The sequence below is a fragment of the Caproicibacter fermentans genome, assembly GCF_014303955.1.
Classification (GTDB): Bacteria; Bacillota; Clostridia; order Oscillospirales; family Acutalibacteraceae; genus Caproicibacter; species Caproicibacter fermentans.
In genome coordinates this window covers 1,542,431-1,564,742 of sequence record NZ_CP060286.1, presented here as the reverse complement: position 1 = coordinate 1,564,742, position 22,312 = coordinate 1,542,431, and the positions used below count along the sequence as shown (strand labels likewise).

Annotated in this window: 20 protein-coding genes and 1 tRNA gene; 11 read left to right on the top strand and 10 right to left on the bottom strand. The window is 50.4% G+C overall.

Going from position 1 to position 22,312, the window contains the following annotated elements:
* Window positions 1–139 precede the first annotated feature (139 nt).
* From metF to HCR03_RS07730, 3 genes are all read left to right on the top strand, one after another.
* Window positions 140–1,024 carry a methylenetetrahydrofolate reductase [NAD(P)H] gene (gene metF, locus HCR03_RS07740; RefSeq protein ID WP_066649405.1) on the top strand — a complete coding sequence of 295 codons (885 nt, stop codon included), beginning with the start codon at window positions 140–142 and terminating at the stop codon, window positions 1,022–1,024.
* Between the two features lie 293 nt (window positions 1,025–1,317).
* A complete protein-coding gene (locus HCR03_RS07735; RefSeq protein ID WP_187037476.1) occupies window positions 1,318–2,634 on the top strand; it encodes a putative DNA modification/repair radical SAM protein in 1,317 nt (438 codons plus the stop codon).
* Window positions 2,619–3,440: a TIGR03915 family putative DNA repair protein gene (locus tag HCR03_RS07730; RefSeq protein ID WP_187037474.1), complete on the top strand. Its 822-nt coding sequence runs from the start codon at window positions 2,619–2,621 to the stop codon at window positions 3,438–3,440. Before HCR03_RS07735 ends, HCR03_RS07730 begins: the two co-directional genes overlap by 16 nt.
* On the opposite strand, the gene plsY is transcribed toward HCR03_RS07730, so the two are convergent.
* Window positions 3,424–4,122 (bottom strand): glycerol-3-phosphate 1-O-acyltransferase PlsY, encoded by a 699-nt coding sequence (gene plsY / locus HCR03_RS07725; RefSeq protein WP_066649396.1) that lies wholly within the window; start codon window positions 4,120–4,122, stop codon window positions 3,424–3,426. The two genes, HCR03_RS07730 and plsY, sit on opposite strands and share 17 nt — an antisense overlap.
* A 292-nt stretch (window positions 4,123–4,414) precedes the next feature.
* Between plsY and HCR03_RS07720 the strand changes: the two genes are divergently transcribed.
* Complete coding sequence (locus tag HCR03_RS07720; protein WP_156989756.1) at window positions 4,415–4,831, top strand: secondary thiamine-phosphate synthase enzyme YjbQ; 417 nt, start codon at window positions 4,415–4,417, stop codon at window positions 4,829–4,831.
* Here HCR03_RS07720 and HCR03_RS07715 read toward each other — a convergent pair.
* On the bottom strand, window positions 4,818–5,753 hold the full coding sequence (locus HCR03_RS07715) for a DUF1848 domain-containing protein (RefSeq protein WP_066649392.1): 936 nt from the start codon (window positions 5,751–5,753) through the stop codon (window positions 4,818–4,820). The two genes, HCR03_RS07720 and HCR03_RS07715, sit on opposite strands and share 14 nt — an antisense overlap.
* Before the next feature lie 45 nt (window positions 5,754–5,798).
* On the opposite strand from HCR03_RS07715, the gene HCR03_RS07710 reads away from it, so the two are divergent.
* Together HCR03_RS07710 and HCR03_RS07705 are read left to right on the top strand one after the other, a co-directional pair.
* Window positions 5,799–6,704, top strand: coding sequence for a helix-turn-helix transcriptional regulator (locus HCR03_RS07710; protein WP_066649389.1), 906 nt, complete (start codon window positions 5,799–5,801; stop codon window positions 6,702–6,704).
* Window positions 6,705–6,767: 63 nt separating this feature from the next.
* A complete protein-coding gene (locus HCR03_RS07705) occupies window positions 6,768–7,025 on the top strand; it encodes a zinc ribbon domain-containing protein (protein ID WP_066649386.1) in 258 nt (85 codons plus the stop codon).
* Between the two features lie 46 nt (window positions 7,026–7,071).
* On the opposite strand, the gene HCR03_RS07700 is transcribed toward HCR03_RS07705, so the two are convergent.
* The 3 genes from HCR03_RS07700 to HCR03_RS07690 form a co-directional block, all read right to left on the bottom strand.
* Window positions 7,072–7,230 carry a hypothetical protein gene (locus HCR03_RS07700; protein ID WP_175391788.1) on the bottom strand — a complete coding sequence of 53 codons (159 nt, stop codon included), beginning with the start codon at window positions 7,228–7,230 and terminating at the stop codon, window positions 7,072–7,074.
* Window positions 7,231–7,254: 24 nt separating this feature from the next.
* Window positions 7,255–7,434 carry a hypothetical protein gene (locus tag HCR03_RS07695; RefSeq protein ID WP_066649381.1) on the bottom strand — a complete coding sequence of 60 codons (180 nt, stop codon included), beginning with the start codon at window positions 7,432–7,434 and terminating at the stop codon, window positions 7,255–7,257.
* A gap of 67 nt (window positions 7,435–7,501) precedes the next feature.
* On the bottom strand, window positions 7,502–8,359 hold the full coding sequence (locus HCR03_RS07690; protein WP_066649378.1) for a patatin-like phospholipase family protein: 858 nt from the start codon (window positions 8,357–8,359) through the stop codon (window positions 7,502–7,504).
* A gap of 148 nt (window positions 8,360–8,507) precedes the next feature.
* Between HCR03_RS07690 and HCR03_RS07685 the strand changes: the two genes are divergently transcribed.
* The 3 genes from HCR03_RS07685 to HCR03_RS07675 all read left to right on the top strand — a co-directional run bounded on the left by HCR03_RS07685 (window position 8,508) and on the right by HCR03_RS07675 (window position 10,390).
* Window positions 8,508–8,584, top strand: a tRNA-Val gene (locus HCR03_RS07685).
* Between the two features lie 147 nt (window positions 8,585–8,731).
* Entirely contained in the window at window positions 8,732–9,133 is a 402-nt protein-coding gene (locus HCR03_RS07680; RefSeq protein ID WP_066649376.1) for a hypothetical protein, read from the top strand.
* A 255-nt stretch (window positions 9,134–9,388) separates the two neighbouring features.
* Complete coding sequence (locus HCR03_RS07675) at window positions 9,389–10,390, top strand: MBL fold metallo-hydrolase (RefSeq protein WP_407926843.1); 1,002 nt, start codon at window positions 9,389–9,391, stop codon at window positions 10,388–10,390.
* A gap of 450 nt (window positions 10,391–10,840) precedes the next feature.
* On the opposite strand, the gene HCR03_RS07670 is transcribed toward HCR03_RS07675, so the two are convergent.
* The 4 genes from HCR03_RS07670 to HCR03_RS07655 form a co-directional block, all read right to left on the bottom strand.
* The gene (locus HCR03_RS07670; RefSeq protein WP_187037472.1) at window positions 10,841–13,177 is read right to left on the bottom strand and encodes an ABC transporter permease; all 2,337 of its coding nucleotides are present in this window, start codon (window positions 13,175–13,177) and stop codon (window positions 10,841–10,843) included.
* Window positions 13,174–13,857: an ABC transporter ATP-binding protein gene (locus HCR03_RS07665; RefSeq protein WP_187037470.1), complete on the bottom strand. Its 684-nt coding sequence runs from the start codon at window positions 13,855–13,857 to the stop codon at window positions 13,174–13,176. The genes HCR03_RS07670 and HCR03_RS07665 overlap by 4 nt, the downstream gene beginning before the upstream one ends.
* Before the next feature lie 62 nt (window positions 13,858–13,919).
* A complete protein-coding gene (locus tag HCR03_RS07660; protein ID WP_187037468.1) occupies window positions 13,920–15,149 on the bottom strand; it encodes a sensor histidine kinase in 1,230 nt (409 codons plus the stop codon).
* A complete protein-coding gene (locus HCR03_RS07655; RefSeq protein WP_187037466.1) occupies window positions 15,146–15,844 on the bottom strand; it encodes a response regulator transcription factor in 699 nt (232 codons plus the stop codon). Before HCR03_RS07655 ends, HCR03_RS07660 begins: the two co-directional genes overlap by 4 nt.
* Before the next feature lie 369 nt (window positions 15,845–16,213).
* On the opposite strand from HCR03_RS07655, the gene HCR03_RS07650 reads away from it, so the two are divergent.
* Together HCR03_RS07650 and HCR03_RS07645 are read left to right on the top strand one after the other, a co-directional pair.
* Window positions 16,214–17,245, top strand: a complete 1,032-nt coding sequence (locus HCR03_RS07650; protein ID WP_187037463.1) for an FG-GAP repeat domain-containing protein — start codon at window positions 16,214–16,216, stop codon at window positions 17,243–17,245.
* A gap of 4 nt (window positions 17,246–17,249) precedes the next feature.
* A complete protein-coding gene (locus HCR03_RS07645) occupies window positions 17,250–19,481 on the top strand; it encodes a DUF3160 domain-containing protein (protein ID WP_187037461.1) in 2,232 nt (743 codons plus the stop codon).
* 81 nt (window positions 19,482–19,562) lie between these two features.
* Here HCR03_RS07645 and HCR03_RS07640 read toward each other — a convergent pair whose 3' ends face one another.
* Window positions 19,563–22,259, bottom strand: a complete 2,697-nt coding sequence (locus tag HCR03_RS07640) for a translation factor GTPase family protein (protein ID WP_187037459.1) — start codon at window positions 22,257–22,259, stop codon at window positions 19,563–19,565.
* Window positions 22,260–22,312 lie beyond the last annotated feature (53 nt).

Below are 22,312 nucleotides of genomic sequence, written 5' to 3'. Positions count from 1 at the left end.
ATCAAAAAATAACCTTTTCCCGTTTCCGGTAAGGCCCGGCGCCGCGAGGCGCCGGGACGAGGAAGAGGCATCGCGAATTCCGTCCTCCCGGTGGGGAAGACGGTTTTTCTTTTTCAGGGTCAGAGCAGGGAGGAGCTATATGAAAATTGTCGATATTCTCAATCGTCAGGGCGTTTCCGTTTCCTTTGAGGTTTTCCCGCCCAAAAAGGACTCGGATTTTTCGCAGGCGCGGCAGGTCGTGACGGAAATCGCATCGCTGTCACCCTCGTTTTTGAGCGTGACGTTCGGCGCGGGAGGGGGCACCTCCAAATCCACCGCTCAGATTGCCGAATTGATTCAGCGGTGCGGCGTACCGGCCCTTGCGCACTTAACCTGCGTTTCTTCCACCAGGGATGAGGTTTCCGGCGTTTTGGAGGACCTGAAATCCCGCGGCATACAAAACGTTCTCGCGCTGCGCGGGGATATTCCTCCCGGAATGGAATTTCCCTCCCCGCGTCAGTACCGGTACGCGAAGGAGCTGGTTCGCCAGATTAAGTCGTCGGGAGATTTCTGCATCGGCGCCGCCTGCTATCCGGAAGGGCATGTGGAATGCGAGCATAAGGAGGACGACATCGATCACCTGAAGGAAAAGGTCGACTGCGGGTGTGATTTTTTGACGACGCAGATGTTTTTCGACAACAACATTTTTTATAATTTTCTTTACCGCGTTCTTGCAAAGGGGATTCGGGTTCCGGTTGCGGCGGGTATCATGCCTGTGACCAGCAGCAAACAGATCCGCAGGATCTGCGCCTTGTCGGGGACGGCGCTTCCGCCGCGTTTTCTTGCCATTGTGGATAAATTTTCCGATAACTCCAAAGCGATGAAGCAGGCCGGCATTGCCTATGCCACGGAACAGATCATCGATCTGGTGGCGAACGGCGTAAAGGCGATTCACGTTTACGCCATGAACAAACCGGATGTGGCGCGGAAGATTATGGAGAATATTTCCGATATTTTATCCGACGGTCAAAAAGGTCTTGACTGATCTGGAAGATTATGTTATAATCCTTACTATAGTTTGGTTGATGCATAGCGCTATGGAAGTGGAATTTACCCACATAAAACAAAGGCGTTTCAGAAATTTATTCTGAAATCGCCTTTATTTTTTTACCGAAAGTATTGGATTGCTTTCGATTTTTGCTCTTCTTGCGAGCGGGGAGGGGCAGGCGGTGAGGATTTATTTAAACCGGTATTTTGACGGTTCTTTTATTTTTGCTCTTTACAGGAACGTATGTTCTGTGGTATCATTAGGAAAGAGAACAGCGGAGGGAAAATGAAATGGACTTGTTTGACAAACTGAAAATCCTGACCGACGCGGCAAAATATGACGTCGCCTGCACGTCCAGCGGAGTTGATCGGAGCGCCGCCCGCGGCGGGATCGGCAGCGCGGAGGCATGCGGAATCTGCCATACCTTTGCCCCCGATGGGCGCTGCGTGTCACTTTTAAAGGTTCTGATGACCAATCGATGCGCCTACGACTGCCGGTATTGTGTCAACCGGCGTTCCCACCAGACGCCGCGCGCCGAATTCACCCCCCGGGAGCTGGCGGACCTGACCATCGGCTTCTATCGGCGGAATTATATCGAAGGGCTGTTCTTAAGCTCCGGCGTTCTGAAAAACCCGGATTATACCTGTGAGCGCATGATTGAGACGCTGAGAATTTTACGGGAGGAGTACCGTTTCGGAGGATATATCCATGCAAAGGCGATACCGGGGGCGGACCGCTCGCTGATTGCGCGGCTTGGCGTGCTTGCCGACCGGATGAGCGTCAACATTGAGCTTCCCTCCCGCCAAAGTCTTTCCCTGCTTGCGCCGGATAAAAGCAAAGCCTCCATTTTGAAGCCGATGGGTGAGATTCGGGACGGAATCCGGCAGAATAAAACGGATCTGGTGCGGTACCGGCATACGCCGAGGTTTGTTCCGGCGGGGCAGAGCACGCAGATGATGATCGGAGCGACGCCAGACACCGATTACCGCATTCTGAATCTGGCGCAGGGGCTTTACCGGAATTACGGCCTGAAGCGTGTCTTTTACTCCGCGTACCTTCCGGTTGTGGAAAACAGCCTGCTGCCGGCCTTGGGTACCCGCCCGCCGCTTCTGCGGGAGCACCGGCTGTATCAGGCGGACTGGCTCCTTCGGTTTTACGGCTTTTCCGCGGAGGAACTGCTCGACCCCGAGCATCAGAACTTTAATCCGTATGTGGATCCGAAATGCAACTGGGCGCTGAACCATATGGAGGTTTTTCCGATGGAAGTCAACCGCGCGCCGAAAGAATTGCTGCTGCGCGTTCCGGGAATCGGCGTGACCGGGGTGAAGCGGATTCTGACGGCGCGCCGGACCGCCTCTCTTGATTTTGAAGATTTGAAAAAGCTGGGCGTCGTGCTCAAACGGGCGCAGTATTTTGTTACCTGCCGGGGGAAATCCGTTCCCGGGCTGAAACTGACGCGGGATTCGATTCTCAGGGCTCTTTTGTCTTCAAAAGAGCTGAATTTGTACAGCCGCGACCTTGACTGGGGAGAGGCTCCGCAGCAGCTTTCGTTTTTCGGGGGCGCCGGGCCGGAACGGGAGGAGGTGCAAAGATGGCTGGCAATATAATTTACCGGTATGACGGCAGCTTTGAAGGGCTTTTGTGCTGCGTGTTCGAAAGTTACGAGCGAAAGGAAATTCCCTTTGCCGTGCTCCCGCCGGACGACGGCCAGACCATGCTGGCGCCGGAACGGGAAATCGCCGCCGACCCGGAAAAAGCGGCGCGGGTCGCCGCCTCCATCCCGAAAAAAATCGGGCCGGAGGCAGCCGGTTTTGTCAAGCGTGCGTTTCTGACCTGCCTGCCGGGGAAAGAACGTCATATTCTCCTGTTTTTGCGCCTTGGGTACCGGCAAGGCCCGCAGGTCATGGGGATGCTTGCGAATGACACGGTCCACGTGCTGTTTCAGGCGGTCAATTTTCTGGATCGTGAAACGCATCTTTTGAAGGGGTTCCTCAGATTTTCAGAATTTGACGGGGCCCTCGCGGCGGAAATCGAGCCAAAAAATTTTGTGCTTCCGCTGCTGGCGCCTCACTTTTGCGCGCGCTACCCGGAGGAACGATTCCTGATCTATGACAGAAACCATGGCGCCGCGCTGGTTTACCGCCCCTATCAAACGGCGATTATTCCGGCTGACCGCGTGGAGCTGCCGGAACCGGACGAACGGGAACGGGAGGCGCGTGCCCTGTGGCGGCTTTATTATAAGACTGTGGAGGTGGAGGGAAGGCATAACCCGGCCTGCCGCAGAAGCCACATGCCGATGCGGTACTGGAGCTGTATGACGGAATTCTGCGAACGAAAAGAAGGGCAAAAAAATCCGCCCCGAACCAACCGGAGCGGGGATCAGAATCAGCTGCCCTTTATTTGTGGATCGTGAGCTTTTTTTCCGTGCCGTTTTTCAGCCTTCGGATATTTTCCCGGTGCTTCCAAATCAGCAGAGAAGAGATTACGAGCGCGAACAGCGTGGTAATCCAGACGAATGAAAGCGGTATGGCGCCATTTGCGCCCGCGTGGTAGTCCTGAAAATATAAAAACAGGAAATTCGAGATGGGAAAGGAAATGGCCGCCAGAACCGACCCGAGGGATACGATTCTGGAAAAAGCAAAAACAAGAGCGAAGATGACAATAGCAACGCTGAAAAGGCGCCAATCCAGCAGTAATAGCATTGCCGCGGATGAAAGGACGCCCTTGCCGCCGCGGAAACCGAAATAGACCGGGTAAATATGGCCGATCATGCAGAAAAGCCCGGCTAAATAAGCACCGTACTGGGCAAAGTAAGGCGGGATTCCGGAAAGCGAGCCGAAATATTGAAAAACGGCCCTTCCGGCGTAGACGGAAACGGCGCCCTTTGAAAAGTCAAAGACCAATGTCAGGATTCCTGCCTTTACCCCGACGGAACGAAGCACATTGGTTAATCCCGCGTTTCCGCTGCCGAGCGTGCGGATATCCGTGTTGTGACAGAGCCTTTTCGTAAAAATAATGGAAAAGCTGATACTTCCCAGAAGATAGGACAGGACCGCGACAATCAGCGCGGGCACGGCAATCGAAAAGTCCGGCATAATCGTTTCTCCCCCCGTTTAAAAGCCTTCCCCGCAGGCGGATCCATCCTCCGCATTGCCGCCGAACAATCATGCGGCCGGGGCGCCATGGCAATATCATAACACCGACATTCCGTTTTTTCAAGGAGATACTTTGCGATGGCTCAATTACATCGCCCGGAGGCCGTTAGGGCTGCGGCCGATGCTCATTTAAAACGATTGCAGTCCGACCGTACGGCTGCTAAAATAGAATCGGGATAAACTTAGCTGAGAAATAAAATCCATGGTAAACGGTCTGAAAGGAGTAAGTCAAATGAAATCGTACCGAAAGGAACTCTTCTTCCATCTGCCGACCCGGCGTGGAATTGTCAACATCACTCGGCAGGTGGAGGCCGCCCTGAAGGAAAGCGGCGTAAAAGAAGGGCTTGTATTGGTTAACGCCATGAATATCACGGCGAGTGTGTTTATCAACGACGAGGAAAGCGGGCTCCATCAGGATTTTGAGGACTGGCTGGAAAAGCTCGCGCCGGAAAAGCCGTACAGCCGCTACCGGCACAACGGCTACGAGGACAACGCCGACGCGCATTTGAAGCGCACGGTTATGGGGCGGGAGGTCGTTGTGGCGGTCACGGAGGGAAAACTGGATTTCGGCACCTGGGAGCAGATTTTTTATTTCGAATTCGACGGAAAACGGGACAAGCATGCGCTTGTGAAAATCATAGGAGAGTGAGCTGAGACTTTTTCAGCGAAGCCGCTTTTCGTTCGGTCACCCGATCGGATTCCGATAAATGCCCTGCGAGCAGCGGAGAATGCGGGTCGTGGCTCCGGGTTTTTCTGCGGAGGGTTTCCTCGCCGCCGCAGGCGTAGCAGTAGACGCAGCCGTGCCGGCAGGTGTCGTAAGCGCCGATGTCAACGCTCTGCAAACAGCCGCACTCGGGTCGTTGGTTCGGGTCTTTTGCACCGTCGATCGGGCAGCCGGCCAGCCGCTCAATTCTGCTTCGGTCGATGCAGCTCGCGTGTTCTATCCCAAAGCTTGAAAGGTCGATCGCTTCTGAACAGGTTTTCAGCGCAATCCCGTTCTTTTGCGCGGTTTCGGCGAAACCCGACGCAATCCGGCGCATTTCCTCCGGCCGGATTTCACGGACGAGGCCCGCGGTTCGGCGGGACATTTTACTGTAACGGTCCACAAAACTGAACACACATTCCTCCGTCAGGCCGCCGATCCGTTCGCAAAGCTCGCGAAAGGACCGCATGTGCCAGTCGGGAGTCAGCTTGTCGTTCAAAATCACGGGGTCGTAGCGCCAGACGACGCGGCTGCGCCCGACTGCCCGGCTGAGGCGGCGAAAGGCTTCGATACGGGCGTCTCTGCCGGGCAGATACCGCTCGATCGCATTGCCGTAGGGATTCAGCGTGAACTGAAAGTAAAATTCATACCCCATTTGCCGGATTTCTTCCAGTATGTCCAGCATGGGGGCCGGGTTTTTGGTCCAGAATACGATGCAGTCGATTGTTTCCGGGGAAAGGACGACACGGGAGACCTGAGACGGGCTCATCGGGTTGCGAACCAGAACATAACCCTGTTTCAGGCGATGAAGGAACCATTCGGAATAGAACGCGGGAAGGTCCGTTCTTCTGCTTGCGGAAAGAATCATTTTGCACCTCCGGGATATCAATTTGCTTTGAAAGAGGGTGAAACGATGCAGGTGGGCCGTCTGTTTGATATTGTCTATCAGCTGCTTCTGCACGGCAGCGTGACCGCCGCCGACCTTGCGGAGCGGTTTGAGGTTTCAACGCGAACCGTCTATCGCGATATTGAGGCCCTCAGCGAGGCCGGCATACCGGTTTATGCCAGCAGGGGCAGAAACGGCGGAATTTCTTTAATCGACCGCTTCGTTTTGGACCGGTCGCTTCTTTCGGAGCAGGAGCAGGACGAGATTCTTTTCGCCCTGCAGAGTGTTCGGGCCGCGAGAACCGGCCGCGATGGGGAGCTTCTTTCACGGCTCAGCAGCGTCTTTAAGAGGGAAAGCCCGGACTGGATTGAAGCGGATTTTACAGACTGGGGAAGTGGGAAAGAGGAGAAAGACAGGTTCGCCCTGCTGAAAAGCGCTGTTTTGCAGCGCCGGGTAATCGGCTTTACTTATTATAACGCAAAAGGCGAAAGCAGGGAACGTCTGGCCGAACCCGTCAAGCTTATTTTTAAAAACAGCTGGTATCTTCAGGCGTTCTGCCTGAGCCGGCAGGATTACCGTACGTTTAAAATCAGCAGAATGGAACAGGTCCGGCTTACGGAGCAAAGTTTCGAAAAACGCGAGGCGCCGCTCCCTGACCTCGACGAGAAAGGCATTGCGATGGTGGAGCTCAGCCTGCTGTTTTCTCCTCGGCTTGCTTACCGCGTCCATGATGAATTTCATCCATCCTGCATCAGCGCCCGGCCGGACGGTTCCTTTGCCGTGACGACGAGTTATCCCGCCGGCGACTGGATTATCGGATATCTGCTGTCCTTCGGGAGCGGCGTCACGGTGCTTGCGCCGGACGCAATCCGTGAGCAGGTACAAAAAGAAGCTGAGGGGATCCAAGGAAATTATTTCAAGGAAAAAACATGACATACTGCTGTCAGATTATATCTGGTATTCTTGAAACATCAAAGAAGAGAGGATGTTTTTACAATGGAAAATCAAAAAATCTGCCAAAGCTGCGGGATGCCGATGACGAGGGACGAGGAGTTTGGCACGAATGCAGGCGGCAGTAAAAATGAAGAGTTCTGCTGCTACTGTTTTAAAAACGGAGCGTTTACCGCGGACTGCACGATGGAGGAAATGATCGATTTCTGCGCGTCTGTTCCGGGATTGTTTCAGGATAAGGAACAGGCGAAGAAAGAAATGCGGCAGTCGTTTCCAAAGCTGAAACGCTGGGCGGCAGAATAACCAATAAAAGACGACTGCCCCGGACAAAGCCCGGGGCAGTCGACTTTCAAATTTTATTCATTAATTCAAAATGCTCGGCAGCTTTTTTCAATTCTCCGAGCGTCGAAATCTCGACTCCGGATTCAATGATTCTGTCCTTAATCTCAATCGGCAGGGACTCGAAATATTCCCTGAGGTCCGGATTGTTTTCATAATAAGTTCCCATTTGCGCCTCCGTGTTGATGCGGATTCAGGCGCCTCGATAGGAATCGTCCTTCATATAGCTTTCAGCAAGCAGCCTCATAGACTTCACTCCGTCAATCTGTTCGGCGTGCTTTCTGACCGCTTCCCTCGCGTATTGAGGAAGCGTTTCAAAGTATTCTTTTGCTTTTGGGTCCGAATCCAGCAAGCGCCCGAGTTGATCCGCCATATATTTTCACCCCGAACTTATTATTCGCTGCTTAACCGGATTCTTTCAAGTTAATTTTTTACAGATACTAATCTTTCTTCATAAACTCACGAAGGCTGTTCAAAGAGCTTTCACAGTCGTGAATTCCCATTTCATAAATCTGAATTAATTTTTCAGGGTCCTTTTCATACCTGCTTGTGATAATCGGAACGCTTGGGCGAATAACAAACGCCTTTTCGGTTTTTTCCTGTCTGCGGCAAACGTCGAGTTCGTTGTTATAGGTTTCAGGCCGCTTCATCATCGCTTCGACAAAAAGGGGATAGTCGCCGTATTTAACCCGAAGCACCGAGCGCGGAAATTCGGGGTGAGGGCCTTTTCGATAGGTTCTGTCGCGTGTCAGTACGATAACATTGCGATCGTTTCCGTCAAAAATGGAGCGCTCAATCGGGATCGGCATACTGCAGCCGCCATCCAAAAGCTCATGACCGAGATAAGACACAATGTTGGAGATAAAAGGCAGCGAGCAGGACGCCCGGACCGCCGTCATAGTTTCGTCCAGCTGAGATTTGTCAAAGAAGACAGTCTGACCCGTTTTCAGGTCTGTTGCACCGACTTTCAGGTCGGTCGGAGAATTGAAAAATGTTTCATAGTCAAAGGGCAGAAGAGAATGGAACAGTTCTCCGAACATAAAATCAAAGCCGAACAGGGAACCGGTTCTTTGCAGATTGCTGACGCTGATATAGCGTTCATCTGTGGAGTACCGAATCATCTCTCGCGCGAAATCCCTGGTGTTTTGCTTGCTGATATAATTGAGCGCATTGGAAGCCCCGGCGGAAATTCCGTAAACGCTTGGAAATTCAATTCCGGTTTCCGTCAGAACAGTTAAAACGCCGGCGGTGTACCAGCCCCGCATGCCGCCGCCTTCCAGCACAAGACCAATCGACATGATGGATCATCCTCCTGTTTTCATTATTATAAGATAAATGAGAGTCGAAAACAAGAGTTTCAAATAATTTAGAAATTTTTGATTTTTTACTTGATTTTCGACAGCATATACGTTATAATAATCAAGCGCTTTAAGAACGATTTAATATGGATGTTTAGCTCAGCTGGCTAGAGCGTTCGCTTGACGTGCGAAAGGTCATAGGTTCGAGTCCTATAACGTCCACCATAAAGAAATCCCCGGAAAATCCAGCAGGAATGCGGATTTCAGGGGATTTCTCTTTGCCTATTGTTTAGGTTTGACCCTTTAATTGACCCTTTCTTGAGAGCACAATCTGATTATTTATATTCTACGAGTATCATGGAGGTTGTGATAATGGTGAGAAAAGAAAAATATTTGTATTTCTATTTGCTCCTTTTTTTATTGATGACAGTAGGCGCATTTATATGGCAAATGTTTTTTCCCAATGTTGCAGAAACATTTTCGGTATGGAGGATGAGCCGGGGATGGCAAGCCGAAATTGCTTTATGGAATGTTGGGATTGACGCGGGCATTATAATTACACTGGTTAAGCGTAACTTTGAATATGCAGAAATACTCACGCTTGTTTCGGTTGTACTTTGCATTTTATTGGGAGGACACCACCTTATTTATGCACTGGCGACAACTAGCGGCAATACCACCCTGCATTGGATGGGAGCAATTGAGGTGCTTTTTATAGGCGGAGGAGCCGGAATTGCTTCCCTTATTAAATCTCACTGCTTAAAAAAACAGTAAGAAAGCTTTGTTTTAATTGACTTTGCTTAATGAGCATACTGAACGGTCCGGCAAAGAATTTGAGCTTCACATAATGATGTTTATTCTGTGATTTTAAGCGGCGGAATGAATATTACGCGGCTGCTGGCGCTTTGCCCGGAAGGACATGTGACTGGAGTGGGTGATTCGCCCGTCAGCGTGGAAAGCGTCGCGTAAAAACAATACGGCGGCGATCAGTACGGCTAGAACACTGCCGGCGAGAAGTGGACGAGTAAGATGGAAGGAATGACCATTTACAACGCAGAGCAGCTTTTGAAAAGCGCGGGATTTACGGATATTCAAACAGCGGCGACGCAAAAACCGCCATTGGCTTTGCTTGAAAACCAAGAAAGGGAGAATCAAGAAATGTCTAAGAAGGCTTCAAAATTTCAGGAAAAATATATGGCTATGATTTATCGGGGTAAGGAAATTTTCAAACCCCTTAATACCGGTGTGATTGATGAACACGTGAAGTGTGTCAGAGAGTTTGTCGCCAACATCTTCTTCTATACAAAGAACGGACAGACGATCATGATTGATGCCGGATATAATTATGAACGCCTGAAAGAGAAGATGGAATGGCTTGATCTGGATCCGGAGAATATTAAAGATATTCTGGTGACCCACCAGGACACCGATCATGTTGGCGCGATCGAAGCTGACAGTAATCAGTTGTTTAAGAATGCAACAATTTATATCGGAGAAATCGAAAATAAATATTTGACCGGTGAAGTGCGCCGCAAAGTGATTTTCCACTTGTTTAAGCTTCCGCAGGTAACAATAAATAACAAGAAAATTCTTCTTAAGGACGGGCAGGGATTCACCATCGGAAACATTAAGGTAGAAGCTTTTCTGGTCCCGGGACATACATGGGGGCACATGGTCTATCTCATCGATGATACATATCTTTTTACCGGCGATACCATCTGGTTCGGTGCAGACGGAGGATATAGCTTTATTAATGCTCTTGCTGAGGATATCGCATTGGAAAAGAGATCTCTGGCGATACTTGAGAAAAAGTTGAGGGAAAGGCATTTGAACCCGATCATCATCACAGGACATACCGGATATTCGGATGATATCAATTTTTCTTTTGCCCATCGTGATGAGGTATGCAACAGTATGAAAAAACAGAAGCCGCATGATCCGGATGCACCATATGATGGGTATGACGAGAGTGATGATACGGAAGAGAAGACAAGGACGATTCGATTAAAAAGGGCTAACCGCGTAAAGTAATACAGAGAACCGAGACAGGTACCCTTCCGGATGGTGAGGCCGGTATTGTTTTCTGTACTCCCGGAGAATCTTGAGATTTCGTTGGGAAATCAAAATATAGCGGTCTTTGCCGCCTGTCCCATGAGATACAAAGATCCGCATTACGGTTCATTTTCTGCGACCGCTGTTGTGACCGTACAAAGTTTGGATGCCGTTTTCGTGCTGAATGATAGCGCAGTTCCCATGTTTTCCTTTGGATGGATCGTTACGTCTTTTGGATCATAATGTCAGTGGTACACGGGATACCGGAGCTGGCCTCGAAACTGCCCCGTGAATTTATTTATGTCGAATAAAATCCGTGAGCGGATCACCTAAAGCGTCCGAAAAAAAATAGCGCAGAAACCGTATGGTTCCCGCGCCAGGAAGGAAAAGATGCTTCGCCAGGATAAATCTGTTTTTGAAACAATTCGTTTATTGTGCACTGATTGTATCAACGATGGACATCTTATGGATTCGCTTGGCCGGACCATGGACCGCAAGAATAGACGAGATCATGACTGCTGCTACTATAAGTGCGAGCATTCCCAATGGAAGCTGCCACGGATCTCCCCAGTGCGCAGTTACCATTTTTTCAAACAGGATTTTATGCAGCGGCAAGCCTATGAAGCATCCCACAATGCTCCCGGCGACGGAATATGTGACGGCTTCGGCAGTAATCATCTTTATGAGCTGATGACCGCTCATGCCGATGGCGCGCATAGCACCGTATTGTTTGATACGCGCCGAAACACTCATGGCGATGCTGTTTGCTATATTAAATATGGTGATTAGTACGATCACCACCAAGAAGCCATAAATGAACAGCGCCATTGAATAAAAAGCTCCCTTTCCTTCTCGGTTACTTGCACGTCGATCGGAAAACTGAATATTTGAACCTGCCAGAGAGCGTATGGAATCCGCATCACGATCGACTGCCTTTTCCGTGAGTTGAACGTCGATAATCGTATAATTCGTCTCACCAGTCAATTCCCGGAATGTTTTCTCCGAGCAGATAACTGTCGTTACCCCCCTTACGCTGTCAAAGGGGCTGGAGGAAAGCAGTCCTGCCACAGTGATTTCTTGCTGCTTTTTTCCGAAGTTCAGTTGAATCTTGTCCCCAACGTATAGGGAACTGTCGGAATTGTGAACGATCAGTACCTGATTCTCTTTCTGCCTTACAGCATCGATAGAACCGTTCAACAGGCTGTCCTCCGCCCACGAAAATTGATAATTCTCATAAGAAACAAGGTCGATTTTCTGATTCTGTCCGCCTGATTTGACCGGGATGTTATAAGCAAACATCCGTCCATAGGCGCGTGCGACTTTCGGATCGTTCTTCAGCTGCTTTAAGAGACTGTTTGACAGAGAACAAGTCTGATCTGCGCTTGCAAGGGAAATATCCGGCGTCCATGGCCGCAACGGCACAACAGCATGGTGCATAAAATCGACCGTCGCTGAAAAGCAGAGAAACAAAATAATACTGAGAGAAAATGAACCTACCATCAGCAAAAAATTTTTTTTACTTGACGTAGCATGATGAATACCAACAGCAGTATCTATCTTGAAAAAAGTGGTGTTTGCCGCTGTGCGGCTTGGTTGAATAGAGTTTGCATTCCCCGAAACCGCAGCCAGTGGCGAAACACACGCAGCTCTTTTGGCGGGGGATCTGGTGGCCAAAAGTACCGTGAATATTCCCACAGCGATACCGGACAGGATACCGATCCAACTGATTGCAAAAGTCGGCATTTCGGAGAAATAACCGGGAGCTAAAGCCTTCAAAATCGCGCATAGCACCCATATAACCACGGTTCCAATGCCAACCCCCACGGGAATCGCCGTTTTACACCACTGCAGCCCTTCTTTCCGTACAAAGCGCATGATCTGTTTTTTCGTTGCTCCCAAGCAGCGCATCATACCGAAAAATTCCGTTCTTTGCATTACATTGCTGTTCAGGCTGCTTGCAAGCATCAGTACTCCCGCCAGCATTACGATGGCGAATAAAACAGCGGCGGTCCCGTAGAGTCCAAGCACATAACTGTTATCGCTTTGGCCGAGCACTGCAAGCAGATTGCCGTTTTGCAATACCTGCTTATCAGTAAGTTTATATTGTTCCGTAATATCGGCAATCACTTTTTGCATATTGCAGTATCGGCAAAGCTGAACAACGTACTGATCTGTATATTGTCCTTCAGGAATCGAAGACTGGAAGCCTTCTTTTGTAAAAAGCAAAGCATAAGAATCCTGCTTCAGTAACTTTGAAGTACCCTCGACAAAACCAACGACGGAAAGCTCTACCGGTTCAGAAATTGGATGCTTCAAAGTGATTGTATCGCCCACGTGAACCCCCAAGCCGAGTTTTGCATTTTGGGTTAAAGCAACCTCATTCTTTTTCGTTGGGGAATCGCCCTCAGTCACTTTTATTGGGAAAATATCATCCGATACTTTTTTATCCATTCCTGCTGCAATGACAGATTTTCCCGAAACAGTATATTGGGCCTCCGTTCCCAAATAAGCATACCATCCGGAAGCCGTTACTTCCGGACGGGCGGCAATCATGGATGCGGTTTTCTGGTCAATATCGGAAAATAATACATGCCAGTTTCCATTGCTTTTGATTTCCTGCAGTTGTTGACTGCGCACTTCCATATCGGCCATACCGAAGATGGCCGTGACCAGAAACACGGCGAGGATGATACAGATTCGCGTCATTCTGCTCTGCTTTTTATGAATCTTAGCGGAAATAGGGATCAGTTCCAAATAGCTTTTCATTCCCGGATTCCTCCCCGGACGGTAAGAACGCCGTCTGATACCCGCAGGACACGGTCTGCCGAAGAAGTCAGGCCCACATTATGAGTTATCATTAAGATGGTCTGTTGATAATGCCGGGATGCGTTGACTAGCAAGTCTATTACATCCTGACTGTTTTTGCTGTCCAGATTGCCCGTGGGTTCATCAGCCAGAATCAGCATGGGTCTGGTTATCAATGCACGGCCGATTGCGACCCTCTGCTGTTGCCCGCCGGAAAGCTGGCTGGGCAAATGATGGCGGCGTTCCGTAAGCCCCAACACTTGCAAAATTTCATTGACCGAATCCGGATCAGGCTTTTGATAGTCCAGAAGAATAGGAAAAATAATATTCTGTTCCACCGTTAATTCCGGAATCAGTTGAAAGAACTGAAATACGAACCCGATATTCCTGCGCCGAAAAACAGTCCGTTCTTCTTCCTGCATAGAGAAAAGGTCTTTTCCTTCCAGAAGTACTTTGCCGGACGTCGGATCATCCAAACCGCCGATACAATTGAGCAAAGTGGTTTTACCGGAACCGGATTCGCCAACTACCGCCGCAAATTCACCTTTTTCCATCGTAAAGGAAACATCATTCAAGGCGTTGACCTGTGTTTCCCCTTTTCCATATGTCTTGCAAAGATTTTCAACTTTTAAGATTTCCATGGCTCTAAGCCTCCTTTCCTCAAAGGCTAACAGACGAGGCTTACTTTCAGATGAGTTTCAGCTTACAGTTCCGTAAGGAAACACAGAGTAAAGGTAGTCCCTCGGTTCAAAACGCTTTGGACGGATAAAGTCCCTCCTTGTCCTTCGACAATGGACTTCGCTAAGGATAGACCCAAGCCGACGCCTTGTGTATCCTTTGAATTTTTACTGCGGTAGAACCGCTTGAAAATATGATGAATATCTTCCGGCGCGATTCCCGTGCCGTTATCTGTAATTTTGAGCCGAATCATGATCGGGGACCTTTCCCACGAAATGCGGATATGGCCACCGGAATTTGTGTGATCTAAAGCATTTTTGACAATGTTTCCTACCGCTTCACTGGTCCACTGTAGATCGCAAGTGAGCTGTTCGCTTGGCTGTCCGTTAACGATTATCTGTTTTTCTTCACGAACGGCCCGAGTAGTCAGATTTTCAATCGCCTTCTCTACGACTTCTGATACTTGATGAGGCACTTTTTCAAACATAATACTTCCAGCATCGAGGCGCGTGATTTTCAGAAGCGATTGAATCAACTGTTCCATTCGTTCAAGAGCTGCCGTCGTTTTTTTTGAAAATTCAGTAATTGTTTCGGGGTTATCCGGTTCTTCCAAAATAATCTCGTTATACATGCTGAGCGCGGCCAGAGGCGTTTTCAACTGATGGGAAATGTCGGAGATTGTATTTTTCAAAAATTCTTTCGCCTTATATTCCGCCTCTCCCTTTGCCTGTAATGCAGATGCCAGATTATCGACGGAAGCAAATAACTGATATAAAGTTCCTTCTTCGGAACGCGGCAAATGTTCCGAAAAATCACCTTCTGAAAATGCAGAAATCCTTTTTGAAGCCTGACCATATAGCCGTTCCCTTTTGGTAAGAAAAATGCAGCATAAGACGAGCAGAATGGTAATAAAGGCCAGTGTGCCAAGAAGAACGGATTGAAAAGAAGTTGCCTCGAAACCTGATACGGCCGGAAGAAAGCGGATTGCGGTCTTTTCTGTATAGCCAAGCTGCGCCAGCAGTTCTTTCCCTTGTCCACCATCCTGAGTATTTGAAACAGCGGAAGCAATTACATCAGGGGATATCTTTTGCTTCAAAAGAGAACTTACCATAACACCATCATGGGCGAGCATCATCTCTTTTACGGCTTCTGTTTGCCGAAAACAAAGCAGGACACCGAATCCAAGCAAGAGGGCCGAAAAAATGATGATTTCAACAAAAAAGTGGCGTGACAACTTTTCTTTCAAAAAATTCATTTCGACACCTCGTTCCATTGGTAGCCGAAGCCGCGCACTGTAATAAGATGTTCAGGATGCGACGGATCTATTTCAACTTTTTCGCGCAGACGGCGGACATAAACGGAAAGTGTGTTATCGTCTACGAAAGTTCCGCTCCCGTCCCACATTTCATCCAGAACTACATTTCGTGTGACGATCTGGCCGGCATTGCGAATTAATAAGCAAAGAAGCCGATATTCAGTATTCGTTAATTCCATAGTCTTTCCATTTAGCAGGACACGACCATGAAGCGTGTCAATGAATATATCTCCGCACTCAATGGCGGATGAAGAAGCGGGTTTAGAAATCCCCGCCCTCCGCAGCAATGCCCTGATGCGGGAACAGAGTTCTCCCAACTTAAAAGGTTTGGTAATATAGTCGTCCCCGCCGCTATCTAAGCCGCGGATTACATTGACTTCCTCATCAAGCGCCGTCAAAAAAATGATCGGGACTTGATTTCCGTTCTTCCTGACCTGTTCGCATACTGAAAAACCTGTTCCATCAGGCAGAGTGACGTCAAGCAGCAATAAGTCATACTGTTTCTTTTCGAGTAATGTCATGGCTTCACTGACCGTGCGTGCGATTTCAAGCACAAATCCATTTTTCGTCAATGAATACTGCAAACCATCTATCAGACTTGAATCGTCCTCTACAAGCAAAATTTTATTTTTCATGCTCATTTCCTTACTCTTTATTGATTTACGGTCTTCTTTACATCTTTAGGATTTGCCCGCGCATGACCAGAGCGAACTTAGGGTTTTGGTTTTTGTGTTAAAAAAATCCTCGTCATCCCTGTTATCCGGATCTGTGAGCAAGCGTAATTTGTTTTACTTAGTTTTTTTTCAGTATATACACGCAACCGAATAGAGTCAAGCGCTCAATTCATGTCAAGGCTGCAAACCCGATCCCGGAATACAGCCTTGATTTTATGCCTTTTACAAACATCTGAAATCCTCCTGGCTTGGATTTTTATGGGTTCTATGCTATAATAATCAAAATACATTTTTTCCCACTATTCCGGAAAAATGGAAGAAGAGAATCATATGGAGAGCAGAGGCGGGCACGAGGAAACCCGGTTCAGAAAAACCGTCGAAAAGCGAATTTTGACCGAACCGGACGGAACCATGCCCATTTCTGGAAAGCAGAGACTCCTGATTGCGGCGGCTTTGCTGGCTGCGTTTTTACTGTGCGCGGCCTTTCTTGCGCATACCATGGTTAAAACGGAAAGGTTAGGGGTTACCTCCGGCGATGAGTATCAACTGGTCGGCCTTTCGGGATTCTATCTGCTTTTTCACGGGAACGTGTGGGGAACTCCCATATTTCATTGGGCTGATTCCGGAAATGACGATTATTTTAAAATGGGGAAACTGACGGCGGGCGAAAAAAGTTATGCGGTTCTGGTCTTTGGAACAGGAATTAAAATATTCGACGGCGGCATGGAAGTAACCGAATATAAAATTGACGGTTCAACGGCGCCGATCAGCAGCTTTGTCACGGATTATGACGGGGACGGAAACGATGACGTTTTCCTTCTGCTGAAAAAGAGGGGGGCCGTGTATGGGGACCGGCTGATGATCTTAAATTTTAATGGTGTAAAAACGGAAAAGACTTATGACGCGTCGTTTCAAAAGCTCAACCCGTGGAAGGTCCAGGTCTGCGATGTGGACGGCGACGGAAAGAACGAGGTTTCGCTTGGGGTGTATACCGTGGCAAAATATCATCCTGTCTACGCAAAAAGGCCGTTCCTTTATTATTTTCACAATAACAAGCTCTACCCGAAATGGCTCGGTTCAAGACTTTCGAGGCCTTTTGACGATTATGTATTCTGCGATTTGGATGGAGACGGCTTGGATGAGCTGATTTCCGTGGAATCCACAAGGGACGGAAAAAAGGAATTGAACGCATACAAATGGACGGGGTTTGGCTTTGAATCTATCGGTGTTTCGGACGCGTTCGATCAAATGACCGCACTCAAATCGGACGGGAAAGCGGTTTCCGCCGTCTGCGGGAACAGAAATACGGGAACACCGGCGGCATTTCGTTACAGCATGGGTGAAATTGAAACGGAGGGATGATCCTATGTTATTCAGGCGAACCATAGCGTCGGTACTGTGCTGCGCTTTTCTGCTGGCGGCGACGGGATGCGGCGCGAAGGGCACGGGTACCTCAGAACCCGCGGATTCCGTCGACGGAACGGAAAGTAAAACGGCAAAGAGCACCGCTTACCGACTGGTGTCACTGGAATCTGCGGTGAACAAAAACGTCGCCGTGCCGTACAGTCCATCCGGATTTAAGGCTAAAGTGAAGCCTTATAAAGTAAATTCCGATTTGTCCAACATAGAAAACCTGAAGCAGTTCGGAAGCTTTTCGGACGGGGAGAAAAAGCTGTTGTCTCAGAACGCTTTTGTCGTGTCTCCGACAGCCGAGGAGCAGCTCTTCTATCTTTACGAAAAAAACAGTTACCTTGAAATACCGAGCTTTGTCACGGCGGATTCGGTATTGCAGCTTTATCACATCTTTTACGATTTTTCCCTGCGAAACCTGGAGAAGAACAGTCTGTTCAAAGCGGTTGACGACTTAACGGGCAGCATGCTGAAAAAATCCATTCAAATTTGCAAGGGTGTTCAGAACCCGGAAGTAAAAGCCGCCGCGCTCAAGAATATCGCTTATTTTGCCGCGGCGGAGCTGAGCATGGGGAATGCTCTGCCGCAGAATACGCCGGATGAAGCGAAGAATCTGGCGGAAAAGGAATATTCCCTGATTCAGGCAAAATCCGGCTACTCTCAGTCCGCAATTTTTCCGTTTGAACTGGATTACAGCCAGTTTGAGCCGAGAGGGCATTATACCAGAAGCGACGATTTCAAACGGTATTTTACCGCCATGATGTGGTACGGTCAGGCGCCTTTCCCGCTCTACAAGGATAAAGACCAGAAGGTGAGGGATGTGGAACAGACGCTTCAGGCGCTTCTTGTCACCTACGCGCTTTTTATGGAAAAGGACGGCACGCAGGACATCACGAACTGGGAGAAAATCTATGAACCCACATCGTTTTACGTGGGGGCGTCCGACGATCTCACGATTTATGATTACAGGAATTTGCTGCGGAAAGTTTACGGGGATCAGCCGAACCTTGAGACTTTGAGCGACGGCGAACGGCTGGACGCGTTCTATCAGGAGGCAAAGACGCTCCCGGAACCGAGAATTGCGGCTCAATATACGCAGGTAAACACCCCCGTGGGCAAGCAGCTGCGGCTGATGGGTCAGAGATATCTGGCCGATTCCGAAATGATTCAGGAGCTTGTGGAACCGATTGAGCGGCCGATCCCCAGCGGGCTTGACGTCATGGGGGTTCTGGGCTCGGACCGGGCGTATCAGATCCAGCTTGCCAAACAGGAAAATAAATGGAAAGACTACCCCGCGAAGTTCACAAGTGTAAGGGCGCAGTTTTCAAAGCTTCCCGAAGAGACGTGGCGGTCGAATCTGTATTACGGCTGGCTGTGGGTTCTGAAAGGGCTGACGCAGCCTTACGGGAACGGATACCCCTCCTTCATGATGAATCGGGCGTGGACGGACAAATCGCTGAACACCGCGCTTGGCAGCTGGTCCGAATTGCGCCACGACACCATTCTGTACGGAAAGCAGAGCGGGGCTGAAAAAGGCGGCGGAGAGGAGCCGAAGGTCCTCGGATATGTGGAGCCCGCCGTCGAGGTGTACGACAAGCTGCTGTGGCTGACGGAGTATTCCGAAGCGAATCTCTCCGCGAGAGGTTTGCTTACCGGGGAAAACGAAGAGGGCAAAAACAATATGGAAGGCCCGGTAAAATATCTGGAGGATCTTTTGCAATTTTTGCGGGACTGTTCCGTTAAGGAGCTGAAAGGGGAACAACTGACCAACGACGAGTATGCCCGGCTTTACGACTACGGGGAAAACATGGAGGAAATGACGGCTTCTTTCGCGACCGACGGGCTGAGGTGGTTTGAAATTGAATCCGAGACCGATAAAAACATGGCCCTTGTCGCCGATTTTCACACGATCGCGCCGAATCAATTCGATCAGGGCGGTTATTTGGAAGCGGGCGTGGGGCCCGCGCATGAAATCTATGCGGTGGTTCCGATCGGCGGCAAGCTCTATTTAACCAGAGGCGCGGTGTTCAGCTATTACGAATTTGAGTCGGACAGCAGATTGACCGACGAGCAATGGCAGAAGATGCTGAAAGAAAGCAAGGCGCCGGCTCAGCCCTCGTGGACCCGTTCGTTTATCAGCGGGGGAAAGGGAAAAATCCCGGAGCCCCAGGACCCGTATAATTCATAATCATCCTGCGTGACTGTATGATATTGTTCCGATAAGACAGAAAAGCCCCCGAAATTGATTTCGGGGGCTTTTGCGATGTGTTTATCGGCTGGTCATGCCTTCGGAACCGGGGACAGCCGAATCCTTTTCCACCGCATCAAAAGAACTTTCCGGTTCTTTCACAACGGCGCGGTGAAAGGGTGGACATCTGTTTTTCATGCGGCTTTTCGAAAGAATAGACGCGATCTCGCCTTCGGCCCGTTCCACTTCCGCCCGGAAGCTGTCGGCGGAAAGGCGCAGGGCCCCGTGACCCAAAATGATCAGCTGCTCGGCCGCGTCGGAAGTGGCGACCGTGACCCGGTGGGTTTTCCCGATTTCATTGGTTACTTTTTCAATGTATGCGTCCGCTGTTTCGGCCTCTTTGGTAAAAACCACGCTGATATTGTGGTAGCGGAATATTTCTCCGGCGCCGTGGGGAACCTTGTATGCGTCGAAAACCAGAATGACGGCGCATTTTTTAAACCCCTGATAGTTGCTGAGAATGTCCGACAGGAGTTTTCGCGCCGTGTCCAGATCTTCCCGCGCCGCCTTTTTCAGCTCGTCCCAGGCGAAGATGATGTTATAGCCGTCCACCAGCAGGTACTCCGGCCCGGAGTAACGGGGCTGAACCGAGAATTCACGCGCCGGCGGGTCCGGCTTCTTCGGGCGTGTGAATTTTCTGCGTTCCACCGGGCCGTAGGTCCGCTCAAAAATGGATTTCAGCTCTTCGTCCTGTTCCAGAGAGCCGGCGGCAGCGGACGGGCGCGGGGCGGCGTGCGGTTCGGTTACCGCATCCCCGTCCCGCGCCGCCGGGATGATTCCGCTGTTTACATGCATATGCCTGCGAACCTGATCCCATTTGACCACGTAGCCCGCTCCGTGGGAACAGAAAACCGAATCCGCCGGATTTTCCGTGTCCCGTTCGCTGTCGTAACCGATGGCGGCAACCGCTTCGTCCTGGTTATGGCAGGGTTCATAGCCTTTCAGCGAGCAAACGAGCCTGCCCCGGCCCCTGGTGTAGGAGGTAATCTCCAGGGCGTAGTCCCTCATTGTCTGAACCGGCGCGGTGCCGGTCAAAACGGCATTTTCCCCAAAATGCTCCGGCTGGGACACAGCGCCGGATCTGCGCTGAAGATCCGACATGGCCCGCCCGACGAATTCCGCCGGAATTTCCAGGCGGAACTCGTACCATGGTTCCAGCAGGATGGATTCGGCGGTCATCAGTCCCTGACGGACCGCCCGGTAGGTCGCCTGCCTGAAATCGCCGCCTTCGGTATGCTTGAGGTGCGCCCGTCCCGCTACCAAAGTGATTTTCATATCCGTGATGGGGGAGCCGGTCAGCACGCCGGGATGCGTCCGTTCCTCCAGATGAGTCAGAATCAGCCGCTGCCAGTTTCGGCTTAGAACCTCTTCGCTGCAGGCGGCGCCGAATTGAAGTCCGCTGCCTCTTTCCCCGGGCTCCATCAGCAGATGAACCTCCGCGTAATGACGCAGCGGTTCGAAGTGGCCCACGCCCTCTACAGGCGCCGCGATGGTCTCCCGGTAAACAATGCTGCCCTGCCCGAACTCCACTTTCATGCCGAATCGCTTCAGAATCAGCCGCTTTAAAATTTCCAACTGCACTTCGCCCATCAGCTGAAGATGAATTTCGCGAAGATGCTCGTTCCAGACAATGTGCAGCTGGGGGTCTTCCTCCGCAAGCTGACTCAGCTTCAGCAGTGCGCCGTGCGGGTCGGTTCCCTCCGGCAGAAGGACCTGATAGGTTAGCACAGGCCCCAGCACAGGCGCTTCGGAGGCTGACTCAAACCCCAGCCCCTGCCCGGGGCGGGTGCGGCTCAGCCCGGTCACGGCACATACGGTGCCGGCCGGAATCTCGCCCGGCGTACGATACTTTTCGCCGGAATAGATGCGGATCTGGTCGACCTTTTCTTCCCATGCTTTCTCGTCCGGAACGCCGCCGCGCCGGTTTGTCAGCAATGTTTTTACTTTCAGGCTTCCGCCGGTGACCTTGAGAAAGGTCAGCCTTGCGCCCTGCGCATCGCGTGAAATCTTATAGACCTTCGCGCCGAATTCGGCAGGGTACTCGTGAGCTGCGGTATATCGTTCCAGGCCGTCTAAAAAGCCGTCTACACCGCCCAGCTTCAGCGCGGATCCGAAAAAACAGGGGAAGATTTTCCGCCGCGCCGCCAGAGCGGCAATCTCTTCGTCCGGCACGGTTCCCTGTTCCAGGTAACGGGTCAGAAGGCTTTCGTCGCACAGAGCCGCATTTTCATAAACAGACTCCGCCGTTTCGCAGAAGTCCACACAGCGGTCGTCCAGTTTTCGCTTCAGGTCCTCGGTCAGGGTGTTTCGGTCGGTTCCGGGCAGATCCATCTTGTTGATAAACAAAAAAACCGGAATCCGATGCCGCTTCAGGAGCTTCCAAAGCGTCAGGGTGTGGCCCTGGACGCCGTCGGTCCCGCTGACGACCAGAACCGCGTAATCAAGCACTTGCAGCGTTCGCTCCGTTTCACTGGAAAAATCCACATGGCCGGGGGTGTCCAGCAGCGTGATCTCCGCATGTTCCAGCGGCAGAACCGCCTGTTTGGAAAAAATGGTGATTCCCCGTTCCCGCTCCAAAACGTCCGAATCCAGAAACGAATCCTGATGATCCACGCGGCCCAGTTTTTTCAGGGCCCCGCCGCGATAGAGCATTGCTTCCGTCAAAGTGGTTTTTCCGGCGTCAACATGGGCTAGTATTCCAATGACCAATTTTTTCATGATACTTCACCAAAGCCTGAAATGATAACGAACATGACTAACTATATCATGTT

Coding starts and splice junctions, on each gene's coding strand:
- HCR03_RS07715 (WP_066649392.1), bottom strand. CDS start 5,753: ATGATTCTTTCCGCAAGCAGAAGAACGGACCTTCCCGCGTTCTATTCC.
- HCR03_RS07640 (WP_187037459.1), bottom strand. CDS start 22,259: ATGAAAAAATTGGTCATTGGAATACTAGCCCATGTTGACGCCGGAAAA.
- plsY (WP_066649396.1), bottom strand. CDS start 4,122: ATGCCGGACTTTTCGATTGCCGTGCCCGCGCTGATTGTCGCGGTCCTG.
- HCR03_RS07670 (WP_187037472.1), bottom strand. CDS start 13,177: ATGAAAAGCTATTTGGAACTGATCCCTATTTCCGCTAAGATTCATAAA.
- HCR03_RS07700 (WP_175391788.1), bottom strand. CDS start 7,230: ATGGGAACTTATTATGAAAACAATCCGGACCTCAGGGAATATTTCGAG.
- HCR03_RS07675 (WP_407926843.1), top strand. CDS start 9,389: ATGGAAGGAATGACCATTTACAACGCAGAGCAGCTTTTGAAAAGCGCG.
- HCR03_RS07665 (WP_187037470.1), bottom strand. CDS start 13,857: ATGGAAATCTTAAAAGTTGAAAATCTTTGCAAGACATATGGAAAAGGG.
- HCR03_RS07730 (WP_187037474.1), top strand. CDS start 2,619: ATGGCTGGCAATATAATTTACCGGTATGACGGCAGCTTTGAAGGGCTT.
- HCR03_RS07735 (WP_187037476.1), top strand. CDS start 1,318: ATGGACTTGTTTGACAAACTGAAAATCCTGACCGACGCGGCAAAATAT.
- HCR03_RS07720 (WP_156989756.1), top strand. CDS start 4,415: ATGAAATCGTACCGAAAGGAACTCTTCTTCCATCTGCCGACCCGGCGT.
- HCR03_RS07695 (WP_066649381.1), bottom strand. CDS start 7,434: ATGGCGGATCAACTCGGGCGCTTGCTGGATTCGGACCCAAAAGCAAAA.
- HCR03_RS07645 (WP_187037461.1), top strand. CDS start 17,250: ATGTTATTCAGGCGAACCATAGCGTCGGTACTGTGCTGCGCTTTTCTG.
- HCR03_RS07705 (WP_066649386.1), top strand. CDS start 6,768: ATGGAAAATCAAAAAATCTGCCAAAGCTGCGGGATGCCGATGACGAGG.
- HCR03_RS07650 (WP_187037463.1), top strand. CDS start 16,214: ATGGAGAGCAGAGGCGGGCACGAGGAAACCCGGTTCAGAAAAACCGTC.
- HCR03_RS07710 (WP_066649389.1), top strand. CDS start 5,799: ATGCAGGTGGGCCGTCTGTTTGATATTGTCTATCAGCTGCTTCTGCAC.
- HCR03_RS07680 (WP_066649376.1), top strand. CDS start 8,732: ATGGTGAGAAAAGAAAAATATTTGTATTTCTATTTGCTCCTTTTTTTA.
- HCR03_RS07655 (WP_187037466.1), bottom strand. CDS start 15,844: ATGAAAAATAAAATTTTGCTTGTAGAGGACGATTCAAGTCTGATAGAT.
- HCR03_RS07660 (WP_187037468.1), bottom strand. CDS start 15,149: ATGAATTTTTTGAAAGAAAAGTTGTCACGCCACTTTTTTGTTGAAATC.
- HCR03_RS07690 (WP_066649378.1), bottom strand. CDS start 8,359: ATGTCGATTGGTCTTGTGCTGGAAGGCGGCGGCATGCGGGGCTGGTAC.
- metF (WP_066649405.1), top strand. CDS start 140: ATGAAAATTGTCGATATTCTCAATCGTCAGGGCGTTTCCGTTTCCTTT.